This is a genomic window from Ferrimicrobium sp. (assembly GCF_027319265.1).
Lineage (GTDB): Bacteria > Actinomycetota > Acidimicrobiia > Acidimicrobiales > Acidimicrobiaceae > Ferrimicrobium.
This window is the reverse complement of record NZ_DAHVNP010000003.1, coordinates 12,905-34,173: the sequence shown is the minus strand read 5'-3', so window position 1 is coordinate 34,173 and position 21,269 is coordinate 12,905. Positions and strand designations below refer to the sequence as shown.

Below are 21,269 nucleotides of genomic sequence, written 5' to 3'. Positions count from 1 at the left end.
GGGTGGGACTTGTGGCACTGAGGGGGGAGTGGCGGAGAGGGAGGGATTTGAACCCTCGGACCCGCATTACCAGGTCAACTCATTAGCAGTGAGTCCCATTCGGCCTCTCTGGCACCTCTCCGTAACCCACCATTGTAGAGCACGATGCTTGGTCTCCGTGATCAGTTGCACAAAAATTCGTCAACGCTCGTTCGTTCCCATCGATCGCTGCAGCGGATCACCTTGTGCCACGCAACTGGCCACCGAACAAGGCAGGCAACCTCACTCGCTACTATCGTAGGTATGCAGATCACCGTGCCCGAACGTTTCTCGCTCCTAGTCGATCGATTTCCTGGGTTGCCGATCGTCGTTCAACAACCCGATCAACCATGGGACGAGCGACTCGCGGGAACGACCTTTTTTATCCCTGACTATATGTCGGGTCGGGCAGGCGTTGCCAATCTTTCTCGGATGCCAAAGGTCGAGGTTGTACAGATCCTCAGCGCCGGTGTCGACAGCGTGAAGGATCTGATTCCCGATGGTGTGACCCTCTGCAATGCCAAGGGCGTACACGACGCCGCCACAGCCGAGATGGCTATCACCTTAACGCTCGCCTCCTTGCGAGGTCTCGGCCACTTTCGGGATCTCCAGCACGACCGGCGTTGGGACAACCGCAGTTATGCCTCGCTGGCTGATCGTCGAGTGCTGCTGATCGGCTACGGCTCGATTGGCACCGCTATTGAGGCACGCCTGAGCGGGTTCGAAGCCCACATCACCCGGGTGGCAAGGGTTGGCCGGGTCACACCGCGGGTTTTTGGCTACGACGAGCTTGACCAACTGATCCCCGAGGCCGATGTCATCATTGTGATTGTCCCGTTGACCCAGCAGACCAGGGGAATGGTCAATGCCCATTTTCTTAGTCTCATGCACGACGGCGCACTTCTCGTCAACGTAGCCCGTGGTCCGGTCGTCGACACCGATGCACTCGTTGGGGCATTAGCAGACCGACGGATCACGGCAGCGCTCGACGTGACTGATCCGGAGCCGCTCCCATCAGACTCGCCGCTCTGGCGTCTGGATAACTGTCTCATCACACCACATGTCGGTGGCGACACTGACGCCTTTTATCCGCGTGCCCTCGAACTCCTGACCCGCAACATCGAACGCTACCGCAGGGGCCTGCCACTCTTGAACGTTATCAAGGGCGAGTACTGATACCAGCCACCGCACACTCATCCTCTCTTCGCTATTGGGCTCGCCTCGACACTCGATGACGGCGCGGGTGTCCAACAACATCGCACCGGATCAGGTGATGTCATCGCACCATATCCACCTAGGTTCCGACAACGGCAGCCAGCTGTTGAGCGCTTTGGTTATATCGATATAACGCCCTCAATAGATTCCCTCGATCCTGCATTGGGAGTCCGGGGTGATCGACACGAGGTACTTGCCGTACCTCTCGACCAGTCAACCGCAGTTTTCACCAACCGTCTCGATATCTATTGGGGCAGCTCAAACCCATAAAACAGTCACTCTCCCGGCTCGTGGGCGGTTCGTCTGCCTCAGCGCTCGAAGTAGCATTGCCGGTCCATCTCCAGTCACGGCATCTCCATGTGCACTCCAATTCATGAGTCAGGGGACTGAAGTCATCCAAAAAATAGGACTAAAGTCCTCTTTGTGGGGCGACTCACGACTATGTGCCAAGAAAGGGGGGATTACTATGCCAGATGGGCTTCACCACAGGGTAGTAATCATTGGAGGAGGGACCGCTGGTATTACAGTGGCCGCTCGGCTAAGAAACGCTGGCGAGTCCGATGTAGCCATCATCGAACCATCTGAAGACCACTACTATCAGCCACTCTGGACGATCGTGGGGGCAGGTCTGGCCAAACCGGCAGAGACCTTGCGTAGCGAGGCGTCGGTGATGCCAAGAGGTGTGAAATGGATTCGCGACGCCGCCACTGAGATCGATCCCGATACCCAAACCGTCACCACCGCAGCTGGTGTCCTCGTGAACTATGACTACCTCGTTGTCTGTCCCGGGATCCAACTCGACTACGATAAGATCCCTGGGCTCGTTGAGACACTCGGCAAGAACGGAGTCTCAAGCAACTATCGCATCGACCTCGCACCGAGAACGCATGAGTTCTTTCGAGACATGACCTCGGGTACTGCGGTCTTCACCATGCCGTCTGGTCCCATCAAATGCGCGGGGGCACCCCAGAAGATCGCCTATCTTGCCGCCGACCACTGGCAAAGGCGAGGGGTCCTGAACGACATCCACCTGATCCTTGTCCTGCCGACACCTGGCATGTTTGGGGTGCCTGAGTTCTCCAACGTCCTCGACGAAGTGGTCAAACGTTACAACATCGATGTCCGTTTCCAAAGCGAGATGATCGAGATCGACGGCAACAAGCGAGAGGTCGTCATCAAAGATAACAAAGAGGATTCGACCACAACCATCAAGTATGACTTCTTGCACGCGGTTCCTCCGCAGAGCGCACCCGATTGGATCAAACGATCGCCCATCAGCGATAAAACCCCGAACGGCTACGTCGACGTTGGCAAAAACTCCCACCAACACCCGACCTATCACAACATCTTCGCGCTGGGCGATGCGGGGAACACCCCTAACTCCAAGACGGGTGCGGCCATCCGCAAGCAGGCGCCAGTCGTGGTTGCAAACCTCCTCGCTGAGATGCGTGGACAGGCGCTCTCTGCCCAGTACGATGGCTACGCCTCGTGCCCCCTGGTGACCTCACACAACCGCATGCTGCTAGCGGAGTTTGATTACACCATGAAGCCACACCCGACGATCCCTGTGATCAACACCCAGAAGGAGCGCTATGACATGTGGCTTCTCAAGCGCTATGGCTTGCCATTGATGTACTGGAACATGATGTTAAAGGGCCGAGCATAAGTCAAGGTGCGTTCGTGCTGGCAGCATGTTCGCTGCGTGAACGACTACAAACCCGCCGAGGACCATAGAACCTCCGATAGGGCCGTTGGCATCAGCCATCGGCTCTAGGGCTCTGGATGCGCCACCCGGCAGAACAGACAACGGCCCGAAGGACACGTGCAGGTGTCGCCAATGAGCCATTACCAGGCCAACGACCCTGACGATCACCCCAACCGCCTTTGACCGCCCAACAACACGGACGAGATACGCCCGTCTCCTACCCTCGCGGCTCCCATGCGAGCGAGTCAAGAATCGCCCGGACATCATCGAGGGTCGTCAGTGGGTTCACAAAGCAGAAGCGAAGCACCTTTTCACCCCGATGCTCCGTGGGCAGGACAAACCCGACTCCATCGTGCAGGGCCTGGGTAGACCATCGGTCATAGAGATGCGCATCCCATCCAAGCCTTCGAAAGAGAACCACCGATAGCTCTGGCTCCATCACCATCTCAAGGTAGTCACGTTGTTCAATCTCGGTCACGGTCGAGCGTGAGAGATCGATCGAGGCTTGAATTCCCTCTTGATAGCGGCGCGTACCGTTGGTCGCAAGTGAAAACCAGAAGGGAAGCCCTCGAACACGACGGCTCAGATGGTAACCATAACTCGATGGATTCCACTCCTCAGCCTTATTGATATCGTCCAGATACGCCGCCTCTTGCGTCAGCGCATGCTTGGCATACTTGGGCTCGCGATAGAGAATAGCCGCCGCATCAAAGGGAGCGAACAGCCACTTGTGCGGATCGATGACGAGGGAATCTGCATATTCAATGCCGTCAAAACGCCAACGTTCCTTTGAGGCGAGGGCAGCCCCCCCATAGGCGCCATCGACGTGGAGCCAAAGATCGTTCTCCTGCGTAAACGCACTCACCGACCGGAGATCATCGACCAATCCTGCATTCGTTGTGCCAGCCGTCGCCACTACGGCGACGACAGATGTGCGCACCTCCTCGGTCAGCTCCGACCACACGCTGGCGAGATTCTCACCAGTCAACTTCTGGTCCTCACCAGTAGGGACATAGATCACCTCAAGATCCATCAGACTTGCCGCTGAGGCTATCGAGGAGTGTGCTTCGTGCGAGGACAACACTCGCCAACGATCGGGGCGCTGAAAATCACGCCGCTCCTTGAGGCGTTGACGGGCAGCGTGCAGACCGGACAGGTTCGCCAATGAGCCACCTGAAACGAAGGTTCCACCAGCAGAGGATGGCAAGCCTGCAAGGTCGGCTAACCAGCGCAACGCCTCATTCTCACAGTGAACGGCGCCAGCTGCCTCAAGCCAGGAGGTGCCCGAGATACACGAGGCAGAGACGACCATATCAAAGAGGACGGATGCCTTTGTAGGGGCGACAGGAACGAAGGCAAGGAACCGGGGGTGATCGCTCGACAACGTCGCAGGCGCGTATCCTTCGACGAAGCGGCGCAGAGCCTCCTCGCCACCGATCCCATCCTCGGTCACGTTCGCACCGTACATCGCAGCGAGCTCTGCTTCACTTTTCGGACCATCAAGAGGTGGTGGCTGCAGGGCTATGCGTCCCAACGCATACTGGACAATAGCCTTCTCAAGCCGGAGCGTCTCTTCATCAAGACGGTGCACTGGGTCCTCCTCTGCGAACAAACAGTCAGGAGATGAGTTTATACCAAACCTGAATGGGCTCCTAGTTGTCCTCCACCGCTATTACAATCAGTTAGACAAACCAGGTGGACCCGACCAAGGAGTTCCGATGCCCGCCTCAACCCCCACAAGTTCTGGTGCACTCGATGAGGTGCTGTTCACGCTCGGACAGTCGCTTCGCCGACTTCGCATCTCCATCGGTGATGAATCCGACTTTGCCTATGCGATTGGTTCAGGGTTTTGGCAGCTTGTGCTGCTTGGTGAGCGAGGTGAGGAGCGGGTCTCCGAGATTGCATCCTCCCTCAACTTGGATATCTCCACGGTGTCACGCCAGCTCAAACTCCTCGAGTCGCGTGGTCTTATCGAACGGGCCCCGGATAAATCGGATGGCCGCGTCTCCAAAGTGCGGTTGACAGACCTCGGTCGAGGTGTCTTGCATCAACTCGTACAGGCGCGACTCGCCGTGATCAACGACGCGCTGAGTTCGTGGAACAAGACGGACGTCGATGCACTCATCACCCTCCTCGATCGGTTCTCACGTGATCTTGGTAGCTCATTGACTGACCCCGATATCTGTTCGGTCTCCGCTCAGGGCGAGAACCCTGAATCCTGAGGAGCTGCCGACTGACGACACGCTCGCCTTCGTCTTTGGTGGAGGTGGGGCGAGGGGTGCCTGCCAAGTCGGAATGCTCCGTGGACTCCTTAGGCTTGGCCTCATTCCCGACCTTATCCTCGGCGTCTCCGTTGGCGCACTCAACGGCGCAGTCTTCGCGGAGGAGCCAAACCTTGACGGATTAACTCGATTGACCACACTTTGGTCAGGAGCTCACCTGCAATCACTGTTCCCTCGTCGCCACACCCTGCGCTTTCTCTCCAACCGCGAATCGGTCCATCCTGGGGAACCTTTGCGCCAGCTGATTCGCAACAATCTCTCCATGAGAGACGTAGCGGATGGCAAGGTCCCACTGCACGTGCTGCTCACCGACGCTGAATCTGGGGATGAAGCCTGGTTCGACCATGGCCCAATCGTCGATCTCCTCTATGGTTCAGCCGCCATCCCAGGAGTGCTGCCTCCCTTGCGATACGATGGCCACCGCTACATCGACGGAGGCATGGTGGACCCGAACCCCATCACCCGCGCCGTCGAACTAGGTGCCACGAGGATCGTTCTACTCCTATGCGGATCGTTAACTCCCGTCTACCACAGCAAAGGCCGTCCCTTGAGTACCTTGCTGATGGGTTACTCGCTGACACAGCTAGCCTTCACGAAACGAGAGTTGGCACACCTTCCCGACTCGGTACGCATCGTCGTCCTAGCGTGCGACGCCGCCGACTCAGTCGAGGCACTCGACTTTGGTCACAGTGCTGTCCTTCTTGCTGCTGGCGAGCGGAGCGCCGCTCACGCAAAAGATGCGCTCGCACAACTTCGCTAAGACGAACGACTTCGCGAGAGAGGGCTTGGATGACTCGGATCGCTATCGGTTGACCGTCGACATATCCGGGTATCGGTCACCAGCTGTCACGCCGAATGGGAACGCCTGGTCGATCTCAAGGAGCTCCTCATTGGCCAGTGTGATGTCGGCACTCGCTGCATTCTCGGCCAAACGGTCCAGGCTCCTTGTCCCGGGGATGACCGCGATGTCCTGTCCCTGTGCAAGTAGCCAAGCAAGTGCAATCTGCGCTGGCGTGCAGCTCTTACGCATAGCGATGCCTCGTATAGTAGCCACAAGATTGAGGTTCTTTTCGAAATTATCACCTTGAAACCGGGGGTGCTTTCTGCGGGTATCGCCCTCGTCGAGATCGTCCATCGACGTAATGGCTCCAGTAAGGAACCCACGGCCCAACGGAGAGTAAGCGACAAGACCGACCCCTAGCTCCCGAAGCGTTGGCAAGATCTCTGGTTCTGGATCTCTCGTCCAGAGCGAATACTCGCTCTGCAATGCGCTGATTGGGTGCACTCGATGGGCACGACGAATCGTAGCCGCTGACGCCTCGGAGAGTCCGAGGTAACGCACTTTACCGGCCGTCACGAGGTTTGCCATCGCGCCTACCGTCTCCTCAATCGGCACCTTGGGATCAACTCGGTGCTGATAGTAGAGATCAATAACGTCAACACCAAGTCGGCGCAGCGACGCATCGCAGGCATGGCGGACGTAGTCAGGATCTCCACTGATCCCCTGAAACTCCCCGTGTTCTCCTCGCACGTTACCGAACTTGGTCGCCAGCGTGACCTCATCTCGCCGTCCGACCAACGCACGACCGACCAACTGCTCATTCGTGAAGGGTCCATACATGTCCGCGGTGTCAAGAAAGGTCACACCGAGTTCAATCGCCTGGTGGATCACGTTGATGGATTGGGTGTCATTGGCTGGCCCGTAGAACTCGCTCATCCCCATGCAGCCAAGTCCCACCATCGAAACCGTCAAATCCTGCGAACCTAGTTCACGTCGCTCCATGTCTTGCTCCTCTCTTTTGCCTACCAGGCTAGTTGATACGGCCGCTGCGCTCCTGGACGGGTGAGCAAGTGTCGGCAGTACTCCCACCACTTCGATCATCAAAACCTGAGTAGCATGGTTGGATGTTGTTATCACCACATAGAGCCCAACTGCATTGATCGAAGGAGGTCTGATGGAGCAAACGGTCGACATCCTCGACCATCCGCATCACGTTCGGTGCCAACCTTGCATCTAGTCAGAGTGCTGCTAGCAATCGTCGGCGGCGCCATCTACCTCGTCTTGTCCCTCAACGTCATTCGGTCGCTCCTCGTGCCGAGGATCGATCGCTCGAGTCTGTTACGGCTCGTGATTAGAACGCTGACTATTCCTGGACAGGTGGCACGACGGCGCATTCACAACTACGAGGTACGGGACCGGATACTGGCCTTTGAGGGCCCTATCTCACTACTCGTCCTGCTCGGGGTATGGGTAATCGGCTACCTGCTCTCCTTGGGCATGCTGTTACTCCCAGCCGTGCGAAACCCGTTGGCGGCGCTCGCGCAGGCCGGATCCTCTCTGGTCACTCTCGGAATTGTCAGCTCTGCACAGGGATGGGCCCAAGCGATCGATATTCTGGCAGGCCTCACTGGGCTGTTCATTGTCGCGCTGCAGATCGCCTACCTGCCGACGCTGTATGGCGCCTACAACCGACGCGAAACAGAGGTGACGATGCTGGTTGCTCGCGCCGGCGAACCCACTTGGGGACCGGAGATCCTCGCCCGCGCCCAACTGACATCCTTGGTTGACGACCTGCCAGACTTCTACCGCCAATGGGAACGATGGGCAGCAGACGTCCAGGAGAGTCACGCAAGCTATCCGGCGCTCATGTTGTTCCGTTCTCCAAGTGCCTACTCGTCGTGGGTCATCGCCCTCCTTGCCGTCTGCGACTCAGCGGCGCTCTTTCACGCCGTAGCTCCAGAAAGCACGCCAATCGAGGCTCGGCTAGCACTCAGGATGGGGTACCTCTGCTTTCGACGACTCAGCTCAGCGCTTGGGCACGAAGTCAACGAGGACCCCGGGCCAAGTGATCAGATCATGCTCACAAGCGCCGAATTTAACCGTGGTTTCGACCGACTCGCCGCCGCCGGATTTGCCATGGAACGCGATCGTGATGAGGCCTGGGTCCACTTCCATGCCTGGCGCGTCAATTATGAGGAAGCTGCCTATTTTCTCGCCAGTCGCACCGATGCTGTTCCTGCTCCATGGAGCGGCAAACGCCTCTCCGGGCAGACGCTCGTCCCGTTCCGACGCTTGAAAAATCGAACACCAGAGGATCCCGAAGGCACCGCGCATACCTCGTATTTTCCAGAGAATCTCTGAGCGACCCACGGGCCAGCGACGTGGGCAAAAACTCCGACACTCAATCCTGAGACTCAGACCGAACGGTTCGGTCCAAAAACGCGACCGGCGCCGCTAGCGTGGTGGTATGGAAATGATGGTCAGCAGCTGGCCTCTCAATAGTGTTCGCCTCGGCCAACGGTGGATCTCTTCCTTATGAGGCCCCCGACCTCTCGTGAGTTCAGCGAGTCCAACCAGTAAATGACCACCTCGCACCTTGGTTCTCCCCATCGATCGAAGGTCCTCTTTCCCGCGACCCTCATCTCACTAGGTGCATGGTGTTTGGCAGCCTGTGGCCAAACATCTTCCACCTCCGTTACCCTCACTGCAACCAACGTAGGACAACGAAGTTTCTCGGGCATCGTCGACAAGTATTCCAAGGCAAACAATCGAGCCAATGAAACCCTCAGCGTCGCACGGCAAAACGATGACGAACAGGGAACAGCAGCCGCCATCGACGATACCGATTTCCACCTTTCTCGCGAAGCCGGTTATCAAACGGCGCAAGGAACAAGCTACCAACCCTTCTACGAAGAGTTGGATCGAGCGGTCGTCATCGATTCTCCAAAAAAGCCTTATCCGAAGCTGCTCGTCACAGTCGACGCTCAGTACACCAACGATCCGACGACGGCGAATAACTCAGCTTGTCGGTTTCTTGGAGTATTCGCTAAGAACTCACCCCATGCACCGTGGCGCGTCACCGACGAACCAACCGTCACCAAGTCCCTACTACCTGCGGTCAAGGTCACCGATCACAACCAAGGTCTTGTTCCCTCGCAATCCGCAAACCTGGCAATTCCGCTTACAAGACTGCCTAAGTACTATGCGTTGGCCCTGACCACCTACTTTCAACAGGGCATCGTGTCCCGAGGTTTGAAACAGGCCGACTTCTCGACGTCGGCCAAGTGCTGGTCCCTTCCTCAACTCTCGACCAACCCGTATGTCTCGCCAAGTTCGTCTCAGCAGCTGGCCACCAGTGCCACGGTGACCGCACCGAGTCCCCACATGGTTGCCCTCACCACCGCGAACGGCGGAGCACTCGCCGTTTTTACCCTCCATGTTGATCTCATCAGTTCAAGTGGCAAGAACGCCGCCTTCACTTGGAGCCACCGTGCAACCGATCCTGACTCCTACTTGCTACCAGCGGCCACAGGACTCCACAACATCCAAATCCCACTACTGTTCGACATTGCCGTCTATGACCCTCCTGTTGCAATGAGTAAACTAGCCCCTCGCGTCGTTGGGTCGTACTGGGGTCCCCTGCTCGGAGGCACTGAGGCTCATCAAGCACCCTTAGATGCGTAAAAGCCCCCAAGAAGGGGGCTTCTACACATCTCAAATCCAGCGTTGTTACTGGTTTGTCGGATCCTCAGCGAGCATTTGGTAGACATCGCGTCGCAGGCTGGCAAGCAGCTGCTGTGCACGCTGCCGTTGTTCAGCAGTGCCCACAATGTCCACCTGTCGCAGTGCCTGGAAGGTGGCGCGGACCTCTCGACCAAGATCCAACTCTCGACCAAAACCAATGTCTTCAGCGTCAGACGCAAGTCCTTCAGCCTCAGCTCGTCCGGCATCGGTCAGTGTGTAAACCTTTCGGCCGTCATCCTCCTGGCCGACAATGAAGCCAGCGTCCTCTAACATCGACAAGGTCGGGTAGATCGAGCCTGGGCTTGGTTGCCAAACCCCACCGTTGCGCTCCGCAATCAACTGCATGAGTTCATAACCGTGTTTCGGACCGCCGGTGAGGAGGGAGAGAATCTCGCGACGAACCCTACCTCGTGGGGACCTCCGTCGACGCATCCCCTGTCCTTCACAACCGCCTCCATGCATTCCTGGACCTCCACAGCCACCATGCATGCCGCGCTGATGTCTGCCGCGTCCGTTCATACCATCTTCTTCATTCATCATCTCTGATCCCTCTCTCATTTTGCTACCTCCGCAACCACAACCACCATGCATGCCGCGCTGATGTCTGCCGCGTCCGTTCATACCATCTTGATACATTTTTCGCTCCTTTAACGTTATATCGTTAAGTACAGTATAGCGACTCTCGTACGCATCCTGCAGCTGTCCCCAAAGTCAACACAACCCCCTTTGAGTAATGGATCTAACGAGGAGGGGTCGCCTCTGGTCTTGCTATGTCAGCTACGCGCGTTCAACGTAGGCAACGGCAACGAGCTCCAAGGATCACTTGCCGACCAGGGTTGCTACGCCGAGCAAACGTTCTCATCGATTATCCCGGCGCTATCACCTACGCCACTTCCAACAGTTGCACTCGCCTGACATCGTCACACGGTTCTGTGGCAAGGGACCCACCCCTTTTCAATACGACCATGACGCCGCGACAGGCCATCTGACGACACCTGACCCACGCGGGGTAACGGCAGATGAGGGGCACTGCTAACTGAGTGCGACCACCGAGATGCCTACGGTCGATGAACTTCCCTCCACAAGGACCTCCCACTTGGAGTCCTCAAGACTGTAGAGGGCATTAGGGGTACCTGGATAGGAGTGCTGCTTGAGCGCATACCCGAGATCCCGGAGTGTATGGACATATCGTTCCATGAAGGCTGCCTGGGAAGAAGAGGCAGGTGCATAGGTCATCTGAAACTGTTTGCGTCGCTTGGTGGAGTCGTTGACGATATTGATCAACGGAGAACCCTTGGGCAACGGCACCACCGCCACCGGAAAGGTCTTCGGGAGCTTCGCCAACTGTGTGGGAGACTCCGTCGCGGTGTCCACTGGATGCGACGGTTTCGATTGCACCTTCGTGTTGCCACACGCTGCCAGCAACACGGACGTAACCAATACGCCAACCACCCAACGCTGTACTCGAGTTCGCATACCTATCACTCTAATCCACTCGTGGAGAGGCAAAAAGGGCGCCTTTCAGACTCCAGCCGCGAACGGGTGCGCCTCATAAAGAGGGACCATGCGCACCTCTCTGAGGGTTACTGTGGGTGACGCCACGCGTCCATCCTCGGAGGTGCGTCATGGTTTAGCACCCCACCAACCACGCGATCCACTTGCTCTCGATCGATCGCCACACCCCCTACAGTCAGTCCCTAGTTCAACGTGGTAGGTTGTGACGGTCCACTGTCGCGCTGATCACCGGCTCCAAACATTGCTGGAACCTTTCAGACAAGTCGCAACCGCGGCACCCCACCATCCCGTCCCACGAGCGACGGACAGATAGTCGACCATCGACGGAGGGTCTGGACCAATATTTGCACGAGCGATGTGCCTAGATATCGACCGCCTCAGCGTCCGAACTCGAACTGGCACCTCGGATGGGCAAGATTGCAAAGACATCACCTGGTTCTGCCCAGTCTTGCTGCTTCGAGGGTACGTCGGCACTAGCGATGGCCCTCCAAACCCGCTCAGGAGTACACGGCATATCGATATGGCGCACACCGAGGTACGACAATGCATCGACGACCGCGTTCTGTACCGCAGGCATCGAACCAATCGTTCCCGACTCTCCAATCCCTTTTGCACCGAGTTCGTTGTAAGGAGTGGGGGTTTCGGTGTTGAAGATCTCAAAAGAGGGTAGCTCGGCGGCGGACGGCATAGCATACTCCGCCAACGTTGCTGTGAGGGGATTGCCATCTGGGTCATAGACCGCCTCCTCCCACAGAGCCTGGGCGATCCCTTGAGTGATACCCCCATGCTGTTGACCATTGACAATCAACGGGTTGACGATTCGACCACAGTCATCGACAGCAACGTGACGAATGGGGGTGACCTTGCCTGTATCGGTGTCGACCTCGACGACTGAGAGGTGTGCTCCAAAGGGGAAGGTTGCACTCTCCTGTTGAAAATCGAACGTGGCAAACAGGGATCGATCTTGCTGAGCAGCGATATCAGCGAGCTGGGTCCAGCTCAAATGCGCGCTCGGGACACCAGCTACCTCCAATCCTCCAGTGGCAGCAACCACAATGTCATCTTCCGCGGCCTCCAGATGGTGTGCCGCCAATTTTTTCGCCGCATCAAGGACCAGCTCTGCAGCGCCCGCTACCGCAGAGCCACCGATCTGCAGTGATCGCGAACCTCCGGTGCCGCCACCACGCGGAATGATGGCGGTATCGGATTGTCGAAACTTGATCTGCTCCAATGGAATACCCAGGCGATCCGCAACGATCATCGCAAAAGAGGTTGCATGCCCTTGACCGTGAGCAGAGGTACCGACATCGATCGTCGCAGAGCCATCAGGGTGGACCTCCACACGAGAGTATTCATTCTGTCCCCCTCCCGCGGTGATCTCCACATAGGTTGAAACCCCGATCCCGAGCTGGATCACCTCGCCGTGTTCCCTCCGTCTGGTCTGCTCTCGCCGCAGTTCTGGATAGTCAACAACAGCAAGGAGTTTGTCAAGGGCTCCTTGATAGTCGCCACTGTCATAGGTGGTGCCCACCTGAGTGGTGACTGGAAAAGCATCAGCGGGTATCAGATTACGACGGCGAATCTCCACGGGGTCGATGTCGAGCTCATCCGCTGCCATATCAATAATCCGCTCAAGGAAGGCGGCCGCCTCAGGGCGACCTGCTCCACGAAAAGCTCCCACAGGGGAGGTGTTGGTGAATGCCGCCACCGCACTATAGGAGACCTTTGGGATCCGATAGACGCCTTGGGCCATGGTGCGGGTTGGACCCAGCACCAGGCCGCCGCCAAACCCACCGTAAGCACCACCGTCACCGACCATACGACAACGAAGTCCCACAAAAGTCCCGTCGCGCCTCAGACCGAGTTCGGCGTATTGCACCTGTCCCCTGCCTTGGGGCATAGCAACCATATTTTCGCTCCGGCTCTCAACCCACTTGATTGGTCGGGCTAACCGACCGGCCAAAGCAAATGCGACAGCATGCTCAGCGACGATGCCTGCCTTCCCGCCGAAAGCACCTCCGACATGAGGAGCAACGACCCGGATTGAGGATGCCTCAATCCCAAAAACTCCAGCGAGCAAGTCAGCCACCGCATGGGGCATCTGTGTCGATATGTAGACCGTCCAAGGGCGGTCGCTGGCAGGTGCGTTTGGCAGCACCAAAATGGCATTGCCCTCCATCGGCACGACCGCCACTCGTTGATTCTCAAAACGGCCACGGACAATGACCTCAGCATCTCCAAGAACATCGTCGTCTGCCGGGTCACGATACCCTGCTGCGATGTTACGAGTGACGCCTTCATAGAGTTGCGGAGCGTGAGATGTCAGTGCATACTCCATGTCTACCGCAGCGGGAATGGGTTCGTAGTCAATCGCCACCAACTCTGCGGCATCGAGCGCTTCAACTCGCGTGTTGGCAACCACCGCCACCACCGGATCTCCGACAAATTGCACCACCCCGCTCGCCAATGGCGGACGAGGGACATCTTTGTTCAGAGCGGCGAAACCATGAAATGGTGGCAGCCCAAGGGTTTGAGCGGTGAAGACTCCGAGGACCCCAGGAGCTTGCGCTGCATCACTGACGTCGACCGTTAGCACCTTGGCGTGAGCGTAAGGAGAGCGAACAAAAACGAGGTGTGCGGTGCCCTCAGGCAGCATAGTGTCGACATAGGTACCGGCCCCAGTGAGTAGGGCTGGGTCCTCTACGCGAACGACAGACGTTCCAAGTATTGATCCAGGCATACCATTAGGCTAAAGGGCCCCAAGCCTATCCGAACCCCCAGATCGTTGTCTCTCGACCCCGCCCCTTTGCAGTGACAGGTAGGGCACGCCAGAAGAATCTCCCCCACCTACAAACAATTACTTGGTACAAGCAACTAAACTGAGCAGTGTAGAGGAGGGGTCATGAATTCTATGAAACCACATGAGGACCGCTACAAGTGGATTGCACTCAGCAACACGACGCTTGGCGTTCTGCTCGTCGCGATCAACGAATCGATTCTCATCATCGCGTTACCAGCAATCTTTCGAGGCATCAAACTCAATCCGCTGATTCCATCGAACTCTTTCTACCTGTTGTGGATCCTGCTTGGGTTCATGCTGGTGACCGCGGTCTTGGTAGTTACTCTCGGACGCATCGGCGACATCTACGGACGCGTTCGGATGTACAACCTGGGTTTCGCCATCTTCACTGTCTTCTCGATTCTGCTCTCTATCAATTGGTTGCATGGCCAATCTGGGGGTGCCTTCATCATTGGCATGCGGCTTGGCCAGGGTGTCGGCGGTGCCTTCCTCTTCGCAAACTCCTCAGCCATCCTCACCGACGCATTTCCCAATAACCAACGCGGCCTTGCTCTTGGGATCAACAATATCGCCGGTATCGCTGGTGCCTTCATCGGGCTCGTCGTCGGCGGGCTGTTAGCTCCCATCGATTGGAGGTTGGTCTTCATCGTCTCAGCACCGATCGGGCTTGCCGGCACCATCTGGGCCTATCTCAAGCTGCGTGACAACGGGATTCGCACGCCAGCCAAGATCGACTGGCTGGGCAACATTCTCTTCGCCGTTGGGCTCACGGTCCTCCTAGTCGGGATCACCTATGGCATCGAGCCCTACGGCAGTTCGCCGATGGGGTGGGCAAGCCCGCGGGTTCTCTCCGAGCTCATCATCGGTGTCGTGCTCTTGATCGCCTTCGTCATCGCAGAGACCAAGGTCAAGTACCCAATGTTTCGGATTCAGCTCTTTAAGATTCGGGCCTTCTCCGCTGGCAACTTTGCGTCACTCCTTGCCGCGATTGGACGTGGTGGGCTGATGTTCATCTTCGTGATGTGGCTCCAGGGCATTTGGTTGCCGCTCCACGGCTATCACTTCTCCGTTACGCCGCTCTGGGCTGGTATCTACATGCTGCCGTTGACGCTGGGGTTCCTTATCGCAGGTCCCGCCTCCGGAGTCCTCTCCGACAAGTTTGGCGCTCGCCCCTTCGCCACCACCGGCATGGCACTGGCGGCACTCACCTTCGTTGGTTTTGACTTCTTGCCCATCAACTTCTCCTATCTGCCGTTCGCGCTGTTGATGTTAGGTAACGGGCTTGCGATGGGCCTCTTCGCATCACCAAATCGGGCCGCCATCATGAACAGCCTTCCGCCGGAGCAGCGCGGAGCGGGAGCTGGCATGTCAGGTGTATTCCAGAACGCAGCCATGGTGCTCTCAATGGGTATCTTCTTTACCCTGATGATCTCTGGTATTGCTTCAGATCTCCCTGCCGCGCTCTATCACGGGTTGGTCATCAACAACGTACCGAGTCAAGTCGCCACAAAGGTCTCGCACCTTCCCCCGATCTCGAGCCTCTTCGCCGCGCTTCTCGGCTATGACCCGATTAAAAGCATTCTTGGTGCCGCCTTCCTCAGTCATCTCCCTGCCCACTCGGCAGCGGTCTTGAGTGGTCGTCGGTTCTTCCCAACACTGCTGAGCAAACCCTTCTCCGACGGGTTGAATCTCGCCTTCACTTTTGGTGCTCTTGCTTGCGTCTTGGCTGGCATCGCCTCGCTGATGCGCGGTAAGAAGTACGTTCATGGCCAAGCGACACAGGCACCTTCGCCCTCCGAAGCGGTCGTCGACTAGCGAACCTACCGTTGGCGTACGCGATGCATCGACCACCCAAGTCGGGCCATCTCATCTGCACCGAGCATGCCACTCCACAGGTATCGCGATGGGCAAACCTAGGAGCCGCCATCACCAAGGTATCCGCTTGCCCTCGAGAGCCGTACCAGCACCATAGTTATCAGAGCAGATCTGGGCGATACGAATGGAGTCACTTCCATCCCGACGTGGCGATCTCCAGCGGTCGACCACACGCTGGTGCTATGCCCTGCCCATCTTTGTAACGAACTCTCATGGTGCTCGGACCCTCTCCTCCACGACGCGTACCCATCTTGGCGCCAGCACCGCATTTCAAGACGCTGACTAGCGCATCGACGACGGATGGCACTCTAGCCCTGCTCAGAGTCGGCGCTGACGCGCCGATATCGATCACCACCGCCTACCCCTCGGCCACCATCACCGATCGGTTCTGGACATCAGGACATGTCGACCCCGATCGAGCTCACGATGATCGCTGTTGTGGCATACCTTCCCACGACAGTGGCTCCATGACAGCGGCGGGTTCGTGTTGAAAGGCCAAGCTTTGCTCTGGTACCGGTCGACTTAAGGCGTCCTCCTACGCTGGGAGGGGTCGATAGCTGCTCGTCGAGGCGAGAGTGAGGTGACGGCTAATGCGCGGGAAGGGGAGACTCATATGAGAGAATTACAGGCAGAAGACCTACTAAAACTTCACAGTGTTGGAGATGTCCGAACTTCACCGATCGAGGATCGTGTCGTTTTTGTAGAAGAGTGGATCGACCCCGAACACAACGCGTATTGCCGGCGAATCCGTACCATCGTGGAGCACTCGGCTCCCGTTGATCTCACCCAAGGCACCTCAGACACCCACCCGCGTTTTCGCCCCGACGGAGCCGAACTCGCATTTCTTCGCAAGGTCGACGATGTCGCCCAGGTATGGATCCTCCCACTCGGCGGTGGCGAAGCACGACAGGTGACCCGTTACCCTGGCGGCGTGGACAGCTTTGCTTGGTCCCCTGATGGATCAGCGCTTGCGGTCACGGCGCGCGTCACCAAGGACGGCGCGCTTGCGAAGGTCGATACCGCACTTCTGTCACCCCGCGAACGACACACGAGCAACGTAAAGGTCATCACCGAACTCCTCCACAAGTACGATGGCGACGGCTACTTCGACCCCTACCGCCCATGTCTGTTCACGATCTCCCTTGGCGACAACAACCGATCAGATCAGCTCACCGAGCATCCGTATCGAGTCAGTGAGGCACAGTTCACACCTGACGGCATGGGTATCGTCTTTCGCTCCCGCCGTGGCGAGGACTATGATCGCGCCAGTGATGAAGGCCTCTATTTGGTCGATCTGACTAGCGCTACCATCACCGAACTGGTGCTGCCTGGAGTGCAAGCTTTTCTTCTCGCTCCAGATGGCTCGCTCGTTTACTCGTGGGAAGACCCGAGCGCCATCGGCTATGACCAACCGAGGTTGTACCGACGCGCACCTGACGAGACCGAGGCGCAGCCAGTTGTCGCGACCTTTGCCTACCCCATCGGAAATGAGGCCATCAACGATGTCCTCAGCCCCGCCGGCGATACACTAGTTTGGGACCAGCCTGGCGAGAGTTTTTTTGCGCTCGTCTCGGAGCAGGGTTCCGTCGAAATCGCTCACATCTCGCTAGCCTCCGACACCCTCGTGAAGGTCACCACCGGACACCACGTCATCTCCTCTTTCGCCCGGTCCATAGCGTCCAATGATCTCTACGCCGTCATCACCACCTCGAATCAGCCGAGCGAGGTCTATCGCCTTGGCGACGGCAACCAGGAGCAACTCACCAGTGTGAACGCGGAGCTGATGAGTACCATCACCTTCGTCACGCCCGACTATTTTCAGGCCCCATCTCCTGAAGGACATGCCGTCGATACTTGGGTCTATCTCCCACCCAAAACCTACACGGAACGAGTCCCGGGCATCGTAGAGATCCATGGTGGACCGATGGCGATGTACGCCCATGCCTTCTTCTTCGAATTCCAGTTGCTCGCCGCGCAAGGCTTTGCCGTCATCGCCTCGAACCCTCGCGGGTCCCGAGGGTACGGATCGACCTTCTGTGCTGCAATCTTTGATCGGTGGGGAGATCGAGATTGGGCTGACATTGAAACAGCTGTCGATGCTGCCTGTGAACGTCACCCAAGCATCGATCGTGAGTCCCTGGGCATCGGTGGTGGATCCTATGGGGGCTACATGACCGCCTGGATCATCGGACACAGCGATCGCTACCGCGCTGCCGTCGTGGGGCGACCCGTGACCGATTGGGTTTCCATGGTCGGTTCAAGCGATGTTGGCTGGGATGAAGCTCGACGAGCCGGAGGCAAACATCCCTGGGAGGACGACAGCTGGTATCGAGAGCAGAGTCCGCTGACCTATGTGCACAACGTGCACACGCCGGTGCTCATCGAAGCACAAGAAGGCGATCTCCGCTGTCCAATTGAGCAGGCGATGGAGTACTACACGGCGCTGCGTTTTCTCAATCAAGTACCCGTTCGTTTTGTTCGGTACCCAGATGAATTTCACGGCATGAGTCGAAACGGTAAACCATGGAACCGGATCCATCGTCTCGACGAGATCGTGGCTTGGTACCAGCGTTTCCTGACTACACCGTCCTAATGATCCATAGGCGCCGTCGCAAACTCTCCGCCAAAGTGGGCATGCTTCGACGCCAACGATGAGAGGTTCTGCCACTCACCACGCCAGAGCGCATGTCCTCACAAGCGTTGGAGTTCGCCACCGCGCTGGCCACAGTTGCTGATGGAGGCTGCTACGTAACGGACAGGCGTCCGTCGACAGATCTTGTCTACCTCTGAACGCACCGTGCGCACTCGACAGGCAGAAGCGCGCATCGGAGGGCTAGCACGCCCTCTCTGCTGGTTGGTGCTCTGTTATCCGTGCTCTGCCATCGTGCACAGTCTCCTGCCGCCTTCATAGGCCCACCCATGCAGCAGATTACGACAGGTTCTGGCGACACCGACCATGTTGCCTATTCTGCACGCAAGATTCTTGGCACGGGCTGTTCACGACCCATCCGCGGTGGCCGGCTCTCATCCGTTGTGATAACCTCCGAGGACCAGGTGCTGTCGTCCTGAGTCCGAGCAGGCACGGAAGCGACCCACGCATAGTTCAAACGTCACCTTCCTCAGGGCCAAAAGCCCCTAATGGAGCGCAAACGTAGGGTGCGAAGGGAATTCACTGATACCCTAATAGGTATGTGCGGAAGAGGGTTGATTGAGTGAAGACACGGTGGCGAACAGAGTATGGTAGGTACGCTTGCCCCCAGTGGAGACACTGTTGCGCTAGCCATCGACCCGTGGTTTGACCGCTCCACGAACCCCTCGGGCACACTTCACGAAAGGCGATAAACAGTGGCGAAGATAGTAATACTGGGTGCTGGAGTCTCGGGTCATACCGCAGCCTTGCACCTCAAGCGTCAGCTAAAACAGAATCACGAGGTAATCGTCGTTTCTCCTAACGCTGACTGGAACTGGATTCCGTCCAACATCTGGGTCGGTGTTGGGAAAATGAAGACCTCCCAAGTGCTCTTCCCTTTGGCCCCCATCTACCGCCGCAAACGGATCGAGTTCCACCAAGCTCGTGCGGTCGCTATCTGGCCAGAGGGTGACGAAGGTGATCCGATGGGTGCTGTTGACATCGTCTATACCGACCCGAAGAGAGAGGGCGAGACGGAGCGTCTCCGGTATGATTTCCTGATCAACGCCACCGGTCCAAAACTCAATTTTGAAGCGACACCGGGTCTCGGACCTGACCACAACTCCTGGTCTGTATGTACGGCCGACCACGCGGCAAAGACGTCAGAAGCCTTTGCCAAGATCGTAGAAGAGCTTCGCCGGGGTGAAAAAAAGACACTGGTTGTTGGCATGGGACATGGAGCATGTACCTGCGAAGGAGCTGCCTTTGAGTACGCCTTCAATGTTGAGCACGAACTCCGAGAGGCAGGCGTCCGCGACAATGCGGAGATCGTGTACCTCTCCAACGAGTATGAGCTCGGCGATTTCGGTGTCGATGGGATGCGATTCTCGCAGAGTGGTTACCTTACGACATCGAAGATCTGGACGGAGTCGCTCTTTCGCGAGCGCAACGTTCGTGCCATCCTACAGGCGCATGTTGAACGTGTTGACCCAGGGGTCGTTCACTACGAGCAGCTCGACGGCACTAAAGGCTCACTCGAGTACGACTTTGCCATGCTGTTACCGCCATTTCGCGGTGTCGACCTCCAAGCCTTTGACCGAACCGGCACCGACATCACCAGCGATCTCTTCGCCCCTAATGGGTTTCTAAAAGTTGACGCCGATTATACGGCGAAGCCCTACGAACAATGGACGGCACAGGATTGGCCAAACACCTATCAGAGCCCAACCTATGACAATCTCTTTGGCATCGGTATCGCCTTTGCGCCTCCCCATCCCGTCTCACGTCCACGTACCAGTGTGAATGGAACACCAATCTCGCCAGCACCTCCTCGAACTGGGATGCCCTCTGGCGTCATGGGAAGAGTTGTCGCCGAGAACATCACCCACCGGCTCACAACGGGCGCGACCCAAGGACCCAAGACTGCCTCGATGGCGACGATGGGAGCGGCGTGTATCGCCTCCGCCGGAGCCAACCTGCGAACAGGGTCAGCCGCCGCCATGACAATGTTCCCCATCGTGCCCGACTACCAGAAATACCCATTGACAGGCCGAGATGACAAAGCAACCACCGGAGAAATCGGACGGAGCGGTCACTGGACAAAGCTCCTCTTGCACTACTTGTTCATCTATAAAGCTCGTGGTCTTCCTGGCTGGCACCTCATTCCTGAGTAGCCACCATGCTACAATCACCGATAACCAATACTCTTGAAGGAGAACTTGATGGATACCGCTAACCAGGACATCGCTGATGCTCCGCTTCCCACGCGGAGAACACTACGGACACGCCAAAACATGGCCTATCAGTTGATCCGATTCGCACTCTTTAACCTACGAATGCTCAAAATGGTAGGGAAGGGTCACGATTAGCCAAGCTGTCGGTCAGGTGCCATGGTGATCATCGAGACCAAGCCACTGACATCGGCAGATGACAACGCCGAAGACACGCGCCCAAGCGCCAGTGTCTTCGGCGTTGTTGTGCGTGTCCGCCCGACCTCAATGCCGGTACAGCGGACCGTCACAGCGTCCAATCTTCGACACCAACTCTAGACCTTCACCTTTGACCCCCAAGCAAACCCGAGAGAACAAGCCCCGTCCCTATGGACCGGGTCGATCGATCCGATGCGGGATCTCTTCGGTGACGGTCGCACCATACAGAGACCGTCCTCGAAAAGACTCATGCCAGTGCAAAGCCTGGAGAGATGG

At 57.5% G+C, this 21,269-nt stretch carries 16 protein-coding genes and 1 tRNA gene; 11 read left to right on the top strand and 6 right to left on the bottom strand.

Features of this window, described 5'->3' with window-relative positions; translation table 11 throughout:
• Nucleotides 1-29: 29 nt before the first annotated feature.
• Nucleotides 30-121, bottom strand: a tRNA-Ser gene (locus tag M7439_RS00250).
• A gap of 161 nt (nucleotides 122-282) precedes the next feature.
• Between M7439_RS00250 and M7439_RS00245 the strand changes: the two genes are divergently transcribed.
• On the top strand, nucleotides 283-1,194 hold the full coding sequence (locus M7439_RS00245; protein WP_298343934.1) for a 2-hydroxyacid dehydrogenase: 912 nt from the start codon (nucleotides 283-285) through the stop codon (nucleotides 1,192-1,194).
• A gap of 499 nt (nucleotides 1,195-1,693) precedes the next feature.
• Complete coding sequence (locus tag M7439_RS00240) at nucleotides 1,694-2,899, top strand: FAD/NAD(P)-binding oxidoreductase (protein WP_366525205.1); 1,206 nt, start codon at nucleotides 1,694-1,696, stop codon at nucleotides 2,897-2,899.
• Nucleotides 2,900-3,155: 256 nt separating this feature from the next.
• On the opposite strand, the gene M7439_RS00235 is transcribed toward M7439_RS00240, so the two are convergent.
• Nucleotides 3,156-4,529, bottom strand: coding sequence for a pyridoxal-dependent decarboxylase (locus M7439_RS00235; RefSeq protein ID WP_298343940.1), 1,374 nt, complete (start codon nucleotides 4,527-4,529; stop codon nucleotides 3,156-3,158).
• Between the two features lie 127 nt (nucleotides 4,530-4,656).
• On the opposite strand from M7439_RS00235, the gene M7439_RS00230 reads away from it, so the two are divergent.
• Both M7439_RS00230 and M7439_RS00225 read left to right on the top strand, forming a co-directional pair.
• Nucleotides 4,657-5,160, top strand: a complete 504-nt coding sequence (locus M7439_RS00230) for a MarR family winged helix-turn-helix transcriptional regulator (protein ID WP_298343943.1) — start codon at nucleotides 4,657-4,659, stop codon at nucleotides 5,158-5,160.
• Entirely contained in the window at nucleotides 5,108-5,980 is an 873-nt protein-coding gene (locus tag M7439_RS00225) for a patatin-like phospholipase family protein (protein WP_308464332.1), read from the top strand. Before M7439_RS00230 ends, M7439_RS00225 begins: the two co-directional genes overlap by 53 nt.
• Before the next feature lie 42 nt (nucleotides 5,981-6,022).
• On the opposite strand, the gene M7439_RS00220 is transcribed toward M7439_RS00225, so the two are convergent.
• Nucleotides 6,023-7,003, bottom strand: coding sequence for an aldo/keto reductase (locus tag M7439_RS00220; protein ID WP_298343946.1), 981 nt, complete (start codon nucleotides 7,001-7,003; stop codon nucleotides 6,023-6,025).
• 225 nt (nucleotides 7,004-7,228) lie between these two features.
• On the opposite strand from M7439_RS00220, the gene M7439_RS00215 reads away from it, so the two are divergent.
• Both M7439_RS00215 and M7439_RS00210 read left to right on the top strand, forming a co-directional pair.
• Nucleotides 7,229-8,362 carry a hypothetical protein gene (locus tag M7439_RS00215; RefSeq protein WP_298349224.1) on the top strand — a complete coding sequence of 378 codons (1,134 nt, stop codon included), beginning with the start codon at nucleotides 7,229-7,231 and terminating at the stop codon, nucleotides 8,360-8,362.
• 219 nt (nucleotides 8,363-8,581) lie between these two features.
• Entirely contained in the window at nucleotides 8,582-9,685 is a 1,104-nt protein-coding gene (locus tag M7439_RS00210) for a hypothetical protein (RefSeq protein ID WP_298343953.1), read from the top strand.
• Nucleotides 9,686-9,730: 45 nt separating this feature from the next.
• On the opposite strand, the gene M7439_RS00205 is transcribed toward M7439_RS00210, so the two are convergent.
• The 3 genes from M7439_RS00205 to M7439_RS00195 form a co-directional block, all read right to left on the bottom strand.
• Nucleotides 9,731-10,285 carry a PadR family transcriptional regulator gene (locus M7439_RS00205; protein ID WP_298384124.1) on the bottom strand — a complete coding sequence of 185 codons (555 nt, stop codon included), beginning with the start codon at nucleotides 10,283-10,285 and terminating at the stop codon, nucleotides 9,731-9,733.
• 492 nt (nucleotides 10,286-10,777) lie between these two features.
• Complete coding sequence (locus M7439_RS00200; protein WP_298343959.1) at nucleotides 10,778-11,221, bottom strand: hypothetical protein; 444 nt, start codon at nucleotides 11,219-11,221, stop codon at nucleotides 10,778-10,780.
• Nucleotides 11,222-11,621: 400 nt separating this feature from the next.
• A complete protein-coding gene (locus tag M7439_RS00195) occupies nucleotides 11,622-14,000 on the bottom strand; it encodes a xanthine dehydrogenase family protein molybdopterin-binding subunit (protein WP_298343961.1) in 2,379 nt (792 codons plus the stop codon).
• A gap of 162 nt (nucleotides 14,001-14,162) precedes the next feature.
• On the opposite strand from M7439_RS00195, the gene M7439_RS00190 reads away from it, so the two are divergent.
• The 5 genes from M7439_RS00190 to M7439_RS00170 all read left to right on the top strand — a co-directional run bounded on the left by M7439_RS00190 (nucleotide 14,163) and on the right by M7439_RS00170 (nucleotide 20,933).
• Entirely contained in the window at nucleotides 14,163-15,875 is a 1,713-nt protein-coding gene (locus tag M7439_RS00190) for an MFS transporter (RefSeq protein ID WP_298343963.1), read from the top strand.
• Between the two features lie 184 nt (nucleotides 15,876-16,059).
• Nucleotides 16,060-16,221 carry a hypothetical protein gene (locus M7439_RS00185; RefSeq protein WP_298349222.1) on the top strand — a complete coding sequence of 54 codons (162 nt, stop codon included), beginning with the start codon at nucleotides 16,060-16,062 and terminating at the stop codon, nucleotides 16,219-16,221.
• Between the two features lie 327 nt (nucleotides 16,222-16,548).
• A complete protein-coding gene (locus M7439_RS00180; RefSeq protein ID WP_298343968.1) occupies nucleotides 16,549-18,528 on the top strand; it encodes a S9 family peptidase in 1,980 nt (659 codons plus the stop codon).
• A 752-nt stretch (nucleotides 18,529-19,280) separates the two neighbouring features.
• Entirely contained in the window at nucleotides 19,281-20,738 is a 1,458-nt protein-coding gene (locus M7439_RS00175; protein WP_298343973.1) for an NAD(P)/FAD-dependent oxidoreductase, read from the top strand.
• Nucleotides 20,739-20,786: 48 nt separating this feature from the next.
• The gene (locus M7439_RS00170) at nucleotides 20,787-20,933 is read left to right on the top strand and encodes a hypothetical protein (protein WP_298343976.1); all 147 of its coding nucleotides are present in this window, start codon (nucleotides 20,787-20,789) and stop codon (nucleotides 20,931-20,933) included.
• Nucleotides 20,934-21,269: the final 336 nt, after the last annotated feature.